The sequence below is a fragment of the Tersicoccus phoenicis genome (assembly GCF_001968835.1).
Classification (GTDB): Bacteria; Actinomycetota; Actinomycetes; order Actinomycetales; family Micrococcaceae; genus Tersicoccus; species Tersicoccus phoenicis.
Window position 1 is genome coordinate 41,754 of sequence record NZ_MRDE01000022.1, and the last position, 14,412, is coordinate 56,165.

A 14,412-nucleotide genomic window follows, 5' to 3' on the forward strand; every position below is an offset into this window, starting at 1 on the left:
TCGTCGGTAGACGAGACATGATGACGCAGAATCACACCACGGGCCGCGGTCCCCGCCGCCGCCCCGAGAACCCCGACGTCCACACCATCACCGACGCGCAGCAGTCCCACACCGCGGACATGAACGGGCGGATGATCCGGTACGCCACCTCCATGGGCATCCGGCTGGTCTGCATCGTGCTCGCCTTCGTGTTCGACGGCTGGCTGCGCTGGGTGATGATCGCCGGTGCCGTGATCCTGCCGTGGATCGCCGTCGTGATCGCCAACGCGGGCGGCACCGTCGACGTCAGCAGCGGCAATCCCGCGCCCGTGACCACGCCGACACGGCCCGCCCTGACCCGCGGGCCCGACGCCGAGGGCACCGAGCAGGTGCTCGACGGCGAGATCCTCGACGATGAACCGGGCGACGGCGAGCCGGGCGAGGGTGAACACCCCGACGATCGGCGTCAGGGGCCACCGACGTGACGGACCTGCTGGGCAGTCTCTCGTCCGGCTCGACCGGATCCGGCGCCGGCCCGGACGCACCGCAGTGCTCCCGGCGCGGCTGCCGGGCCGCCGCCCGGTGGCGGTTGCGTTGGAACAATCCCCGGATCCACCCGCCCGGGCGGCGCAAGGAATGGCTGGCCTGCGGAGAGCACCGGTCCTGGCTGGAGGCCTACTTGAACGAACGCGGGCTGTGGCGCGAGACCCTCCCTCTCGGCGCGGACGACGGGGCCGGGGACGGTGGTGACGCGCATGCGTGAGTACCGCTTCCTGCTCACCCCGCAGTGGCTCGGCTGGTTCGGCCTCGCCGTGCTGTTCGCGACCGTGTGCACGTTCCTGGGCCAGTGGCAACTCGACCGTCGGGCCGAGACCGTCGCCGCGATCCGGACGGTCGAGGCCAACTACGACCGCGAGCCGCTGCCGTTCACCCAGGCCGCCGGCCAGTTCCAGCAGTTCGACACCGGCCGGGAGTGGACCCCGGTGCAGATGACCGGCCGGTACCTGCCGCAGCAGTCCCGGGTGGTGCGTAACCGGCCGCTGAACGGGCAGCCCGGGTTCGAGGTGCTTGTGCCCTTCCGCACCGCCGCCGGCCCGACCGTCGTCATCGACCGCGGCTGGCTGCCGCTCGGCAGCAACGGCGAACCCGCCGCCGTACCCGCCCCGCCGACGGGGACGGTCGACGTCGTGGCGCGGCTCAAGCACCCGGAGGGACCCGTGAACCGGGGGGCGCCGCCGGGCCAGCTCGCCTCGATCGACCTCGGCGCCTACGCCGCGCAGATCGACGGACAGCTCGGTGCGCCGATGGCCACCGGCGCCTACGGGGCCCTGGCGGCCGAGTCACCCGCGCCGGGGACCTCCCCGGTCGCCTTCCCGCGCCCGTCCGTGGACGAGGGCCCGAACCTGTCCTACGCCATGCAGTGGTTCGCGTTCGGGCTGCTGGCTTTCGTCGGGCTCGGTTACGCGGCCCGGCAGCAGGCGTGGGTCAACCGCAACGGCGGCCTGGACGACGACGAGGACATCCCGGCCCATCTCCGCTCCGGTGCCCTGAGGAAGCGGCCCCGCCGGCGGACCCGGCGCACCGCCGAGGACGAGGAGGACGCCCTCCTGGACGCCGCCGGCTGGCGCTGACGGCGCGGGCCGGATCAGGCCAGCGACACCAGGTCCTGGTACGTCTGGTTCCACAGGTCCTCGACGCCGTCGGGCAGCAGGACGACCCGCTCCGGGTTCAGGGCCTGAACCGCGCCCTCGTCGTGGGTGACGAGCACCACCGCACCGGCGTAGTTGCGCAGGGCCGCGAGGATCTCCTCCCGGCTGGCCGGATCCAGGTTGTTGGTGGGTTCGTCCAGCAGCAGCACGTTGGCCGAGGAGGCCACGAGCGTGGCCAGGGCGAGCCGGGTCTTCTCCCCGCCCGAGAGCACCCCGGCGGGCTTGTCGACGTCGTCCCCGGAGAAGAGGAACGAGCCGAGCACGCCGCGCACCTCGGCATCCTTCAGCTCCGGTGCGGCCGACCGCATGTTCTCCAGCACGGTCCGGTTCACGTCCAGCGTCTCGTGCTCCTGCGCGTAGTAGCCGAGCTTGAGGCCGTGACCGGGAACGACGTCACCCGTGTCCGCGGCCTCCATGCCGGAGAGCAGACGCAGCAGGGTGGTCTTGCCGGCACCGTTCAGGCCGAGCACGACGACGCGGGAGCCGCGGTCGATGGCCAGGTCCACGTCGGTGAAGATCTCCAGCGACCCGTAGGACTTGCTCAGCCCGTCCGCCGTCAGCGGCGTCTTCCCGCACGGCGCGGGCTCCGGGAACCGCAGCGCCGCGACCCGGTCGGCCACCCGGGGCCCCTCGATGCCGGCCAGCAGTTTCTCCGCACGGCGGGCCATGTTCTGCGCGGCGACCGCCTTGGTGGCCTTGGCCCGCATCTTGTTGGCCTGGTCCATCAGGACCTGCGCCTTCTTCTGCGCGTTGTCCCGTTCGCGCCGACGGCGCCGCTCGTCGGTCTCCCGCTGCGTCAGGTAGGTCTTCCACCCCATGTTGTAGATGTCGATCTCGGCGCGGTTCGCGTCCAGGTGGAACACCTTGTTGACGGTCTGCTCGAGCAGTTCGACGTCGTGGCTGATCACCAGCAGGCCGCCCTGGTGCGCGGACAGGAAGTCCCGCAACCAGACGATCGAGTCCGCGTCCAGGTGGTTGGTCGGCTCGTCCAGCAGCATGGTGTCCGCCCCGGAGAACAGGATCCGGGCCAGCTCCACCCGGCGCCGCTGACCGCCCGAGAGGGTGCGCAACGGCTGGGCCAGCACCCGGTCCGGCAACGCCAGGTTCGAGGCGATGGACGCCGCCTCCGCCTCCGCCGCGTACCCGCCACCGGCGAGGAACTCCGCCTCGAGCCGGCCGTACCGGGCCATGGCCTTGTCCCGGACGGTGTCCTTCTCGCTCGCCATGTCCGCCTCGGCCGCGCGCATCCGGGAGATCACGTCGTCGAGGTTGCGGGCGGAGAGGATCCGGTTCCGGGCCAGCTGATCGGGGTCCCCGGATCGCGGGTCCTGCGGCAGGTAGCCGATCTCACCGGAGCGGGACACCGTGCCGGCCGCGGGCAGCGCCTGACCGGCGAGCACCTTCGTCAGGGTCGTCTTGCCGGCGCCGTTCCGTCCCACGAGGCCGATCTTGTCGCCGGCATCGAGCCGGAACGTGACCGACTCCATGAGCAGGCGCGCTCCGGCTCGCAGTTCCAGGTCCTGAACGCTGATCACGGATGAAGTCCTGCCATTTCCCCAACTCGACGGTGGCTCGGCACTCGCGCCCACGGGTGTGGCACGATGCCTGAGAGAGCCGATCCATTCTAGCCGCTGGAGTGCTGCCATGCCCGCGACCCGTGACCGACGTCCCACCCCGGGCACCGGATCCGCGGTACCCGGAACCCGGCCGGGCGGGCGCCGCCGCTGGGACGCCACCGACCTGTCCCTGATCGGCGTGTTCACCGCCCTGGTCGCCGCGGCGTCGCTCGCACCCGCCGTCCCGCTGGCCGCCGGGGTGCCGATCACCCTGCAGACCCTGGCCGTCATGCTCACCGCGCTGCTGCTCGGCCCCGCCCGGGCGTTCGCCGCCGTCGGGCTGTACGTGCTGCTCGGCCTGGCCGGGCTGCCGATCCTCGCCGGTTTCCGCGGAGGCCTGGCCGTGCTCGCCGGACCGTCGGCGGGTTACCTGATCGCGTTCCCGTTCGCCGCCGCCGTGACCGGGGCCCTCGCCGCGCTGGTGCTGCGGCGGCGACGCCCGTCCCCGGCCGTCCGCGCGGTCGCCCTGTTCGGTGCCGCTCTGGCCGGCAGCCTGCTGGTCGTCCATCCGGCCGGCATCGCCGGCCTGATGGTCAACGCCCGGCTCGGGCTGCCCACGGCGGTGGCCGCCGACCTCGCCTTCCTTCCCGGGGACGTGCTCAAGTGCGCGGCGGCCGTGGCGGTCGCCCTGACGGTGCACCGGGCGTTCCCGGGGTTGCTGGGGCCGCGGCGGTGACCACCCCGACGGGGACGGGTCCGGCGGCCGCCCAGCCGGCACGCCCCCGATGAGCACGATCGCGTTCGACGCCGCCGCCGTCGAGACCGGGACGGGACAGGTGCTGCTGCACCCGCTGACGTTGACCCTGACGCAGCGGCGGGTCGCGGTGATCGGGGCGAACGGGTCCGGGAAGTCGACCCTGCTCCGGTTGGTCGACGCCCTGCAGTTGCCCACCGCCGGGCGGGTGCATGTCGACGGCCTGGACACGCGGGCGGAGCCCGCCGCCATCCGGTCCCGGGTCGGGTTCGTGTTCACCGACCCGGCGGCCCAGTTGATCATGCCGACGCTGCGCGAGGACGTGGCCCTCTCGTTGCGCCGGTCGGTGCCTCGCCGGGAGCGGGCCGCCCGCGCGGCAGGCGTGCTGGACCGCTTCGGTCTGACCGCCCTGGCGGACCGGAGCGTCTTCGACCTCTCCGCCGGCGAACGGCAGCTCGGGGCCCTGGCCGTCGTCCTGGCCGTCGATCCCACGGTCCTCGTCCTCGACGAGCCCTCCACCCTGCTGGACCTGCGCAACACCCTGCTGCTGCGGCGGACCCTGGCCGACCTGGACCAACAGGTGTTGCTCAGCACGCACGATCTGGATCTGGCCGCCTCCTGCGAGCGCGTCCTGGTGCTGGAGGACGGTGCCGTGATCGCCGACGACGCCGGGCCGGCCGCCGTCGCCTTCTACCGGCGACGCTGCGCGGAGCAGCTGTCGCCGGGAGCGCCCGGTTCGCCGGGAAGTAGATCGGGGGGTCCGGGGTGAGCGCGGCCCGGGAACTCGGTGCGTACTGGCCGGGTGACTCCCCCGTCCACCGGGCCCGGCTGCGGGTCAAGGCGGCGGGGATGGTGCTGATCTCCGTCGCCGCCTTCCTGGCCCGGGAGCCGGGGCCGGCGCTGGCGTTGCTGTGCGTCGTGCTCGCGGTCGCCGGCGTCTCGACCGTGCCGGCACCACGGGTGTTCGCCCCGGTCCGGGCCGGCTGGCTGCTGCTCCTGCTCGTCGGCACGTATCAGCTGGTCTCCGGTGCCGGCGGCGCGGCGAGTATCGGGCGGGCCGTCACCGTCGTGGCGGTGCTGGTCGCCGCGATGACGGCGGCTCAACTGCTGGTCGCGACCACACCGACCGGCCGCCTGCTGGACGGGGTCGTGGCCGGGGTCCGACCCCTGCGCCGGCTCGGCGCCGATCCCGACCGGTTCGCGCTCACCACCCTGATCGTGCTGCGGTCCATCACCTGGATCGCCCGGGCGTTCGACGACGCGCGGGACGCGGCCGTCGCGCGCGGCCTGCAGCGGTCGCTGCGCGCCCGGACGCTGCCGGTGGTGCTGCGTACCGTCGACCATGCCCAGCGCACCGGTCTGGCGCTGGCTGCCCGCGGCCTGGGCGACCCGGAACCGTAACGACCCGTGACCCTTCGCCGTCAGACGGTGCAGATCGCCGGGCGGCCGGGGGCGACGGAGACCTCCCGTCGGTCCAGTTCGCGGCGTACCTGCTGCTCCCGGGCCAGGAGTCCGGGGTCGAGCGCCCCGGGGGCGTCCCGGCGGGACTGGTCGAGCCGGCGCAGCACGATGCCGTGCAGCGTGTACAGCTGGGCCAAGGTCAGGCGCGCCAGGTCATCGGTGTGGTCCACCGGCGCGCCGGTCGAACCACCGGAAGGGCGGGCCGGTGAAGCGGGCGAGGGCGTGGCCGTCGATGCGTGGATCATGAGTAGCTCCAGACTCACGAACAGGTCGTGGCCAGCTACTTGACCGGCTTTCAGGCTAGGCCCCGGCCGCTCCCGGGCGCAAGCGGCAGATCAGATGTTGAACCCGAGGGCGCGCATCTGATCGCGGCCGTCCTCGGTGATCCGCTCCGGACCCCACGGCGGCATCCAGACCCAGTTCAGCCGCCACTCGTCGACGATGGTGTCCAGCGCCTGGCCCACCTGCTCCTCGAGCACGTCGGTCAGGGGGCACGCCGCGGTGGTCAGCGTCATGTCGATCAGGAGGGCCCCGTCGTCGGCGTACGTGAGCCCGTACAACAGACCCAGGTCGACGACGTTGACGCCGAGCTCCGGGTCGATGACGTCCTTCAGCGCCTCCTCGAGGTCCTCGAGGCTCGCCTGCCCCGCGGGGGTGGCTGCTCCGGTCTCGGTCATGCCGCTCACTTCCCCGCCGGGGTGAGGAAACGGTCGTAGCCCTCGTCCTCGAGCCGGTCCGCCAGTTCGGCGCCGCCCTCCTCGGCCACCCGGCCGTCGACGAACACGTGCACGAAGTCCGGCTTGATGTAGCGCAGGATCCGGGTGTAGTGGGTGATCAGCAGGGTGCCCATGGCGCCGGTCGCCTGCGCCCGGTTGACGCCTTCGGAGACGACTTTCAGCGCGTCGACGTCGAGGCCGGAGTCGGTCTCGTCGAGCACGGCGAACCGGGGCTTGAACAGTTCGAGCTGGAGGATCTCGACGCGCTTCTTCTCGCCGCCGGAGAAGCCCTCGTTGACGTTGCGGTGCGCGAAGTCGGCGTCGATCCGCAACTGGTTCATCGCCTCCCGGACGTCCTTGGTCCAGGTCCGCAGCGACGGCGCCTCACCGTCGATGGCGGTCTTGGCGGTGCGCAGAAAGTTCGTCATGGTCACGCCGGGCACCTCGACCGGATACTGCATGGCCAGGAACAGGCCGGCGCGGGCCCGCTCGTCGACGCTCATCGCGAGGACGTCCTCACCGTCGAGGGTGATGCTGCCGCCGTCGACCCGGTACCGCGGGTGCCCGGCGATGGTGGAGGCGAGCGTGGACTTGCCCGAGCCGTTCGGGCCCATGATGGCGTGCGTCTCACCGGTCTTCACGGTCAGGTTCACGCCCTTGAGGATCTCCTTGGTGCCCTGCTCGGTCTCGATGCTGACCTGCAGGTCCCGGATGTCGAGAGTGGACATGGGGTCTGATATCTCCTTGACTGCGGGGAATGGGATGTCGGGTGGGCCGAGGCCCGGGTCTCAGGTCAGGGGCGCGCCGTTGGTGATGGTGGCGGTGTCGACCCACACCCCGCCGTCCTCGACCGTGAGGGCGAAGACGGGCACGGGCTCGTAGGCCGGCAGGCTCAGCGGCTCCCCGGTGCGCAGGTCGAACTGGCTGCCGTGGCCCCAGCACTCGATCGCACACCCCTCGACGTCGCCCTCCGCCAGGGAGACCTGCCCGTGCGAGCAGGTGTCCCCGAGGGCGTGCAGATCTCCGTCGGAGTCACGGGCGACCGCGACGGGATAGCCGCCGACGAGCACGCGCACCGCGGAGCCGGGCGCGATGTCCTCGGCTCGGGCGACGAGCTCACCGGCGGGCATCACAGGTTACCGGCGTTCAGTTCGTCCTCGAGAGCGACCATCAGCCGCTCCTCGATGTCGGCGACGCCGATCTGCTGGACGATCTCGTTGAGGAAGCCGCGCACCACGAGCCGGCGGGCGATCGCCTCGGGGATGCCGCGCGCCATCAGGTAGAACAGCTGCTCGTCGTCGAACCGGCCGGTGGCGCTGGCGTGGCCCGCGCCCTCGATCAGGCCGGTCTCGATCTCCAGGTTCGGCACCGAGTCGGCGCGGGCACCGTCCGTCAGCACGAGGTTGCGGTTCAGTTCGTACGAGTCGGTGCCCTCGGCCTCGGGCCGGATCAGCACGTCGCCGACCCAGACGGTGTGCGCGTCCTTGCCCTGCAGGGCGCCCTTGTAGGCGACCCTGGACTTGCAGTTCGGCTGCGCGTGGTCGACGAACAGCCGCTGTTCGAGGTGCTGACCGGCGTCGGCGAAGTACAGACCGTACAGCTCGACGTCGCCACCGGGCCCGGCGTACCGGGCGGACGGGGTGAGCCGCACCAGGTCGCCGCCGAGGCTGACCGCGACGTGCTTGACGTGGGCGTCCCGGCCGACACGGATCTGCTGCGAGCTGACGTGCACGCTGTCGTCGGTCCAGCCCTGCAGGGACACGACGGTCAGGTCCGCCCCGTCGCCGAGCCGGATCTCCACGTTCTCCGCCAGCGTGGCGGAGCCCGTGTGGTCGAGCACGACGACGGCGCGGGCGTGCCGCTCGGCGTCGATGACCAGGTGGGACGCCGCCGGCTCCAGGGAGGAACCGGTGATCCGCACGTGCAGGTAGCCGGTCACCTCGGTCTCGGCGGGCACGGTCAGCACGGCGGCCTCGGTGAAGGCCCCCCACGCGTTGGCGGAGACCCGGTCCTCCGGGACGCCGGCGATGCCGATGCGGGCATCGTCCCGGCCCACGGTCTCGACCCGGACCGCGTCGAGACCTCCACCTGTCCCGGTGACGGTCACCGCGGGCGCGGGCCCGGTCAGCTCGGCCTGCTCCAGGCCCCGCAGCCGCGGCAGCGGCGTGAACCGCCAGTCCTCCTCGCGGCCGTTCAGCTCGGGGAAGTCGGCGACCCGGTAGGAGGTCAGTCGCCCGGCGCGGGAGGAGTCGGGGATGCCGTAGCCGCCCCCGTGGGAGTGCTTCTTCGCCCCGTGCTGTTCTGTGCCGTGGTCGACAGTGCCGTGGTCGACAGTGCCGTGGTCGACAGTGCCGTGGTCCTCCTCGGCCACCTCGGCGGCCGTGGTACCGAACGAGGGGTCGGTGCCGCGGTCGGCGGTGCCGTCGACGACGGCCGCCTCGTCCCCGGTGACGGCGGTGCCGTCACCGGCCGTGGCCGTCTCGACGTCGTCGGCGAGCTTCTCGCCCTCCAGGCTCATGCCCGGGATCGCGACGCGGCGCTCCCCGACCTCGACGCCGTCGACGGTCTCCGTCGTGGTCTCGACGTCGTCGTGCGGGTCGAGCAACGCGTCGATCGTGTCGGTGCTGTTCAGTGTGTGATTCTCCGCCATCGTCAGCCCACGGATCCTTCCATCTGCAGTTCGATCAGCCGGTTCAGTTCCAGCGCGTACTCCATCGGCAGCTCCCGCGCGATCGGCTCGATGAACCCGCGCACGATCATCGCCATCGCCTCGGTCTCCGCCAGGCCGCGGGACATCAGGTAGAACAGCTGCTCCTCGCTGACCTTGGACACCGTCGCCTCGTGGCCGAGGGTGACGTCGTCCTCCCGGATGTCGATGTACGGGTAGGTGTCGGAGCGGGAGATGGTGTCGACCAGCAGGGCGTCGCAGACCACGGAGTTCTTGCTGTGCTTCGCCCCCTCCCGGACCTGGACCAACCCCCGGTAAGCGGCGCGGCCGCCACCCCGGGCCACGGACTTGGAGACGATGGAGCTGGACGTGTTGGGGGCGATGTGCACCATCTTCGACCCGGTGTCCTGGTGCTGGCCCTCCCCGGCGAACGCGATGGACAGGGTCTCCCCGCGGGCGTGCTCCCCGACCAGGTAGACGGCGGGGTACTTCATGGTGACCTTCGACCCGATGTTGCCGTCGATCCACTCCATGGTCGCGCCCTCGTGGGCGATGGCCCGCTTGGTGACCAGGTTGTACACGTTGGTCGACCAGTTCTGGATGGTCGTGTACCGGACGCGGGATCCCTTCTTGCAGATGATCTCGACGACGGCGCTGTGCAGCGAGTCCGACTGGTAGATCGGGGCGGTGCAGCCCTCGATGTAGTGGACGTAGGAGTCCTCGTCGGCGATGATCAGGGTCCGCTCGAACTGGCCCATGTTCTCGGTGTTGATCCGGAAGTAGGCCTGCAGCGGGATCTCCACGTGCACGCCCTTGGGCACGTACACGAAGGAACCGCCCGACCACACCGCCGTGTTCAGCGACGCGAACTTGTTGTCACCGGCGGGGATGACGGTGCCGAAGTACTCCTCGAAGAACTCGGGGTGTTCCCGCAGCGCCGTGTCGGTGTCCATGAAGATGACGCCCTGCGCCTCCAGGTCCTCGCGGATCTGGTGGTAGACGACCTCGGACTCGTACTGCGCGGCGACGCCGGCCACGAGCCGGTTCCGCTCGGCCTCCGGGATGCCGAGTCGCTCGTAGGTGTTGCGGATGTCCTCCGGCAACTCCTCCCACGAGCCGGCCTGCTTCTCGGTGGACCGGACGAAGTACTTGATGTTGTCGAAGTCGATGTCCGACAGGTCCGAGCCCCACAGGGGCATCGGCTTCCGGTCGAAGTACTTCAGACCCTTCAACCGCAGGTCCAGCATCCACTGGGGTTCGTTCTTCTTCCCCGAGATGTCCCGGACGACGTCCTCGTCCACGCCGCGGCGCGCCGAGGCACCCGCGACGTCGCGGTCGGCCCAGCCGTACTCGTAGGCACCCAGGCCCTTCAACTGCGGGTTCTTCTCGAGCACCTCGGTGATCGTCGTGTCGTGCTCGCCCGCGCGCTCGCGGGCCATCTGCTCCGTCATCGAGACCTTCCTCCTCCTGCTTGGTTCTCAATCCTCGTCATCGCCCGTCCGGTGGGCACGTGGGTGTTGCACAGGTGACCGCCCGCGGCGAGCGTCGACAGGCGGCGCACGTCCACGCGCAGCAGCCCGGCGAACATCTCCGTCTCCCGTTCGCAGAAGCGCGGGTACTCGGCGGCCAGTTCCTGGATCGGGCAGTGCCCCTGGCACAGCTGCATCACGGTCATGGGCCCGGCGTCGACGGTGGTCGACGACCCGGCGAAGCCCTCGTCGGCCAGGGCCGCGCCCAGTGCTCGCACCCGGCCGGCGATGTCGTCGCCGGCCGCCTCGACGGCGGGGGCCAACCGGCGCCCGAGGTCGTCCACGCGGCGGGCGATGAAGTCGTCGACCGCGCGCTGGCCACCGATCCGCTCCAGTTCCCGCAGGGCGATCCGCGCGATGCCGAGGTAGTCGTCCCCGAGGCTCGCCTGACCGGCGCGGCTGAGCACGAACCGACGCGCCGGCCGCCCGGCCCGCGACCCGGGGTTGCGCACGAGCTTGACCTCGATCAGCCCGTCGGCGAGCAGCCCGTCGAGGTGCCGGCGCACGGCCGTGGGCGTGTGCCCGAGCCGGTCGGCGAGCTCCACGGCACTGACCGGGCCCAGGTCCAGCACCATCCGCAGCACCCGGTCCCGGGTGCGGGACTCCGGCTCCGGCAACCCGGCCGGACCCTGGGTCGAGCGGTGGCCTGAGCGATGGTCCGGGGCCAGCGAACCCCGCGCGAAGCCCTGAGTGCCGGAGAAACCGCGGCTCGCGCGTGCGGTGTACGGGCGCGCCGACGTGACCGGCGGATCCGCCGGCACCGCGATCACGGGTTCTGTCTGCACACGTTGCACAACACGATCATTTCGTAATTTCTTCCCCGCGGCCAGTAAGGCGCCCCTCAGCGGGCGGGTGCCCCGCACGGACTACCGGGCCCGGAACGCCCCGCCCGCCCCGGTAGACTGGACCGGTGCCCGACCGCAGTACCTCCGCCCTCGTCATCGACCATCTGGTCAAGGACGTCGGTCCGGTGCCCGCACTGGAGGGCCGGATGCTGCGCGTCATCCACGACGTGAGCCTGCGTGCCGAGTTCGGGCAGGTCACCGTGCTGCTCGGCACCAACGGGGCCGGCAAGACCACCACGCTGGGGTGCGCCCAGGGGCTCACCGCCCGGCAGGGTGGCCGCGTCGAGCTGCTCGGCACCGACCCGCACGACGCCCACCCGCAGCTGCGCGCCCGCGTCGGCGTGATGCTGCAGGACGGCGGGCTACCGCCGTCCTGGCGCCCGATCCCCCTGCTGCGCCACCTGGCGCGCCTGTACGCCCATCCCGCGCCCGTCGACGAGCTGGTGGACCGGCTGGGCATCGACGCGTTCGACCGGACCAGCATCCGCCGCCTCTCGGGTGGGCAGAAGCAGCGGGTCGCGCTGGCCGCGGCCCTGGTCGGGCGCCCCGAGGTGGTGTTCCTGGACGAGCCCTCCGCCGGGCTGGACCCGCAGTCCCGCACCGTCGTCTTCGACCTGATCGACGAACTCCGCCGGGAGGGGATCGGCATCGTGCTCACCACGCACCTGCTCGACGACGCGCAGCGGCTGGCCGATTACGTCTACATCATCGACGCCGGCCGGTCCGTCGCGGAAGGCACCGTGCCGCAGCTGCTGCAGGACCACTCGGCTCGTTCGTCCGGGTCGGGCCGGATCCGGTTCGAGGCGCCGCGCGGACTGGCCGGCACGTTCACGGGCCGTGCGGGCGTCACGCTGGCCGAGGTCTCCCCCGGCAGCTACGTGCTCGACGGCCCGCTGCAGCCGACCGACCTGGCCGCGCTGGGTGCCTGGTTCGCGACGCGGGACGTGATGCCGGCGGGCCTGACCCTGTCGACGGCGACCCTGGAGGACGTGTTCCTCGACCTCGCCTCCGGCGCGACCGCGGGGACCAGACGATGAGCGCCCCCGCCGGGTTGGTCACCCGGGTCGCAGCGCAGGGCCGGTGGGAGACCGCGAGCATGCTGCGCAACGGCGAGCAGCTGCTGCTCGCGGTCGTGCTACCGCTGCTCGCCCTGATCGGACTGACCCTGGTCGATCTGCTGGACGGCTACGGGGTGCGCCGGGTGGATCTGGCGACACCCGGCGTGCTCGCCCTGTGCGTGGTTTCCGCCGCGTTCACCGGGCAGGGCATCGCCACCGGCTTCGACCGCCGGTACGGGGTGCTGCGGTACCTGTCGACGACGCCGCTGGGCCGGGGTGGGTTGGTCGCGGGCAAGGCGCTCGCGGTGCTCGCCGTGCTCGTGCTGCAGGCCGTGGTGATCGGTGTCGTCGCGCTGCTGCTCGGCTGGCGCCCCGCGCTGCCGGGCCTGCCGGTCGCCGTCGTGCTGCTCGTGCTGGGCGCCGCCTGTTTCACCTCGCTCGGCCTGCTGGTGGCGGGCACGGTCCGGCCCGAGGCGACCCTGGCGATCACCAACCTGCTCTGGGTGCTGCTCGCCGGTGCCGGTGGCCTGCTGCTGCCCGCCGACCGGCTGCCCGACTGGCTCGACCCCGTGGTGGGCGCACTGCCCTCCGCCGCGCTCGGCAACGCGCTGCGCACGGCGCTCACCGCGGGCACGCTCGACGTCGGCCCCCTGTTCATCCTGCTCGTCTGGACCGTGGTGGCGGCACTGGCTGCCGCCCGCTGGTTCCGGTGGGACTGACCGACCCGCTCCCGCTGACCGCCTCCCGATGACCCCCACCCCGATGCCCCGATCCGAAGGGTTGACCCGATGACCACCCCGCAGCCCACCGTCACCGCCGAGCCCCCCGCCGGCCGGCACCGCCCCGCGGTGAGCCCGCTGGTCCGCGGCCTGGCGATCGCCTCCCTCATCGCCCAGATCGGCATCGTCGTCACGGGCGGCACCGTTCGCCTGACCGGGTCGGGCCTGGGCTGCCCGACATGGCCGCGCTGCACGGACGCCTCCTTCGTCAACACCCCGGAGATGGGGGTGCACGGCGTGATCGAGTTCGGCAACCGGCTGCTGACGTTCGTGCTCGCCGCGGTGGCGGTGGCGACCCTGGTGGCGGTGTGGCGGCTGCGACGCCGGGAGCCGATGATCTTCCGGCTGGCGGTCGGCTTGCTCGCCGGTATCCCGGCCCAGGCGGTGATCGGCGGAATCACCGTGTGGATGCAGCTGAATCCCTGGGTGGTCGCCCTGCACTTCATCGTCTCGGCCGTGATGGTCGTCCTGGCCACGCTGTTGGTGAAGCGGACCGGACGGGTGCGGGACGCCGAGCACGGTCTGAGCCGACCGCCGACCGGCGCCGGCCGCACGTTGCGTCAGCTCGCCGTCGCGATCGCGGTGTTCACCGGGATCGCCGTCTACCTGGGCACGATCGTCACGGGCACCGGCCCGCACGCCGGGGACCGGTCAGCGGTGCGGTATCCCTTCGACCCGAGCCTGGTCACCCGCCTGCACGCCTTCCCCGTGTACCTGCTGGTCGGCGCCCTGGTGGTGGCCACGGTGCTCGCCTTCCGACGGCCGGGGGTGAGTGCGCGGCTGCGGCGCGCCCTCGTGTTCGCCGACGTGGTCGCGGTACTGCAGGCGGCGATCGGCTTCACCCAGTACTTCACCGGCCTGCCGATCGTGCTGGTCGCCCTGCACATGCTCGGCGCCTGCCTGGCGGTCGCGGCGGCCACGAACGTCGTCGACGAGGTGACGGCCCGGCCGTTGGTTGAAGCTCGGGCGCACGTCAGTCCTCGGCGCTGATCAGTCGGCGCCGCGCCGCGAGCAGGTCGATCTCCGGCCGGTAGGCCACGAACTGCTCGACGGCGTCGAGCACGCTGACCAGGTGCGCCCGGTCGGCGCCCACCAGCCCGACACCCACCCCGGCCCGGCGGTGCAGGTCCTGGTGGTCGACCTCCGCGACGGAGACGTCGAACCGGCGGCGCACCTCGGCGAGCAACGGCCTGACGACCGAGCGCTTGCCCTTGAGAGAGTGCACGTCACCGAGCAGCAGGTCGAACTCGACCCATCCGATCCACATGGTGGCCATGGTAGGGCCTGCCGTCGGCGCCCGGCGCGCCGCCTTGACCGAGCCTTCGGCACGTCCCTATCGTGAACTAAGTCATACTTAT

At 72.0% G+C, this 14,412-nt stretch carries 18 protein-coding genes; 9 read left to right on the forward strand and 9 right to left on the reverse strand.

Annotation, left to right across the window (positions count from 1 at the left end; genetic code table 11):
• The first annotated feature begins 17 nt into the window (after window positions 1-17).
• The 3 genes from BKD30_RS04990 to BKD30_RS05000 are packed head-to-tail and all read left to right on the forward strand — an operon-like array spanning window position 18 to window position 1,610.
• Window positions 18-464, forward strand: a complete 447-nt coding sequence (locus BKD30_RS04990; protein ID WP_076702818.1) for a DUF3099 domain-containing protein — start codon at window positions 18-20, stop codon at window positions 462-464.
• Window positions 461-742, forward strand: coding sequence for a hypothetical protein (locus BKD30_RS04995; protein ID WP_408033361.1), 282 nt, complete (start codon window positions 461-463; stop codon window positions 740-742). The genes BKD30_RS04990 and BKD30_RS04995 overlap by 4 nt, the downstream gene beginning before the upstream one ends.
• Window positions 735-1,610, forward strand: a complete 876-nt coding sequence (locus BKD30_RS05000) for an SURF1 family cytochrome oxidase biogenesis protein (RefSeq protein WP_076702820.1) — start codon at window positions 735-737, stop codon at window positions 1,608-1,610. The genes BKD30_RS04995 and BKD30_RS05000 overlap by 8 nt, the downstream gene beginning before the upstream one ends.
• Before the next feature lie 14 nt (window positions 1,611-1,624).
• On the opposite strand, the gene BKD30_RS05005 is transcribed toward BKD30_RS05000, so the two are convergent.
• Window positions 1,625-3,223: an ABC-F family ATP-binding cassette domain-containing protein gene (locus tag BKD30_RS05005; RefSeq protein WP_076702822.1), complete on the reverse strand. Its 1,599-nt coding sequence runs from the start codon at window positions 3,221-3,223 to the stop codon at window positions 1,625-1,627.
• A gap of 109 nt (window positions 3,224-3,332) precedes the next feature.
• Between BKD30_RS05005 and BKD30_RS05010 the strand changes: the two genes are divergently transcribed.
• From BKD30_RS05010 to BKD30_RS05020, 3 genes are read left to right on the forward strand one after another with little or no spacing between them, the layout of a single operon-like run.
• Entirely contained in the window at window positions 3,333-3,980 is a 648-nt protein-coding gene (locus tag BKD30_RS05010; protein WP_076702824.1) for a biotin transporter BioY, read from the forward strand.
• A gap of 49 nt (window positions 3,981-4,029) precedes the next feature.
• Entirely contained in the window at window positions 4,030-4,767 is a 738-nt protein-coding gene (locus tag BKD30_RS05015; protein WP_076702826.1) for an energy-coupling factor ABC transporter ATP-binding protein, read from the forward strand.
• Entirely contained in the window at window positions 4,764-5,399 is a 636-nt protein-coding gene (locus tag BKD30_RS05020; RefSeq protein ID WP_076702828.1) for an energy-coupling factor transporter transmembrane component T family protein, read from the forward strand. Before BKD30_RS05015 ends, BKD30_RS05020 begins: the two co-directional genes overlap by 4 nt.
• Window positions 5,400-5,419: 20 nt before the next feature.
• Here BKD30_RS05020 and BKD30_RS05025 read toward each other — a convergent pair whose 3' ends face one another.
• The 7 genes from BKD30_RS05025 to BKD30_RS15800 form a co-directional block, all read right to left on the reverse strand.
• A complete protein-coding gene (locus BKD30_RS05025; RefSeq protein ID WP_076702830.1) occupies window positions 5,420-5,704 on the reverse strand; it encodes a hypothetical protein in 285 nt (94 codons plus the stop codon).
• A 90-nt stretch (window positions 5,705-5,794) separates the two neighbouring features.
• A complete protein-coding gene (locus BKD30_RS05030; protein WP_076702924.1) occupies window positions 5,795-6,136 on the reverse strand; it encodes a metal-sulfur cluster assembly factor in 342 nt (113 codons plus the stop codon).
• Window positions 6,137-6,141: 5 nt separating this feature from the next.
• A complete protein-coding gene (gene sufC, locus BKD30_RS05035) occupies window positions 6,142-6,903 on the reverse strand; it encodes a Fe-S cluster assembly ATPase SufC (RefSeq protein ID WP_076702832.1) in 762 nt (253 codons plus the stop codon).
• 60 nt (window positions 6,904-6,963) lie between these two features.
• Window positions 6,964-7,305 carry a non-heme iron oxygenase ferredoxin subunit gene (locus BKD30_RS05040; RefSeq protein WP_076702834.1) on the reverse strand — a complete coding sequence of 114 codons (342 nt, stop codon included), beginning with the start codon at window positions 7,303-7,305 and terminating at the stop codon, window positions 6,964-6,966.
• On the reverse strand, window positions 7,305-8,825 hold the full coding sequence (gene sufD / locus BKD30_RS05045; RefSeq protein ID WP_235861457.1) for a Fe-S cluster assembly protein SufD: 1,521 nt from the start codon (window positions 8,823-8,825) through the stop codon (window positions 7,305-7,307). Before sufD ends, BKD30_RS05040 begins: the two co-directional genes overlap by 1 nt.
• 2 nt (window positions 8,826-8,827) lie before the next feature.
• Window positions 8,828-10,294 carry a Fe-S cluster assembly protein SufB gene (sufB, locus tag BKD30_RS05050; RefSeq protein WP_076702836.1) on the reverse strand — a complete coding sequence of 489 codons (1,467 nt, stop codon included), beginning with the start codon at window positions 10,292-10,294 and terminating at the stop codon, window positions 8,828-8,830.
• The gene (locus tag BKD30_RS15800) at window positions 10,291-11,142 is read right to left on the reverse strand and encodes a helix-turn-helix transcriptional regulator (protein ID WP_076702838.1); all 852 of its coding nucleotides are present in this window, start codon (window positions 11,140-11,142) and stop codon (window positions 10,291-10,293) included. The genes sufB and BKD30_RS15800 overlap by 4 nt, the downstream gene beginning before the upstream one ends.
• Before the next feature lie 140 nt (window positions 11,143-11,282).
• On the opposite strand from BKD30_RS15800, the gene BKD30_RS05060 reads away from it, so the two are divergent.
• The 3 genes from BKD30_RS05060 (at window position 11,283) to BKD30_RS05070 (ending at window position 14,044) form a co-directional block, all read left to right on the forward strand.
• Window positions 11,283-12,254 (forward strand): ABC transporter ATP-binding protein, encoded by a 972-nt coding sequence (locus BKD30_RS05060; protein WP_076702840.1) that lies wholly within the window; start codon window positions 11,283-11,285, stop codon window positions 12,252-12,254.
• Window positions 12,251-12,994 (forward strand): ABC transporter permease, encoded by a 744-nt coding sequence (locus BKD30_RS05065; RefSeq protein ID WP_076702842.1) that lies wholly within the window; start codon window positions 12,251-12,253, stop codon window positions 12,992-12,994. Before BKD30_RS05060 ends, BKD30_RS05065 begins: the two co-directional genes overlap by 4 nt.
• 69 nt (window positions 12,995-13,063) lie before the next feature.
• Window positions 13,064-14,044, forward strand: a complete 981-nt coding sequence (locus BKD30_RS05070) for a COX15/CtaA family protein (protein ID WP_076702843.1) — start codon at window positions 13,064-13,066, stop codon at window positions 14,042-14,044.
• Here the strand turns inward: BKD30_RS05070 and BKD30_RS05075 are convergent.
• Window positions 14,028-14,321, reverse strand: a complete 294-nt coding sequence (locus BKD30_RS05075) for a DUF503 domain-containing protein (RefSeq protein WP_076702925.1) — start codon at window positions 14,319-14,321, stop codon at window positions 14,028-14,030. The genes BKD30_RS05070 and BKD30_RS05075 overlap by 17 nt on opposite strands.
• Window positions 14,322-14,412 lie beyond the last annotated feature (91 nt).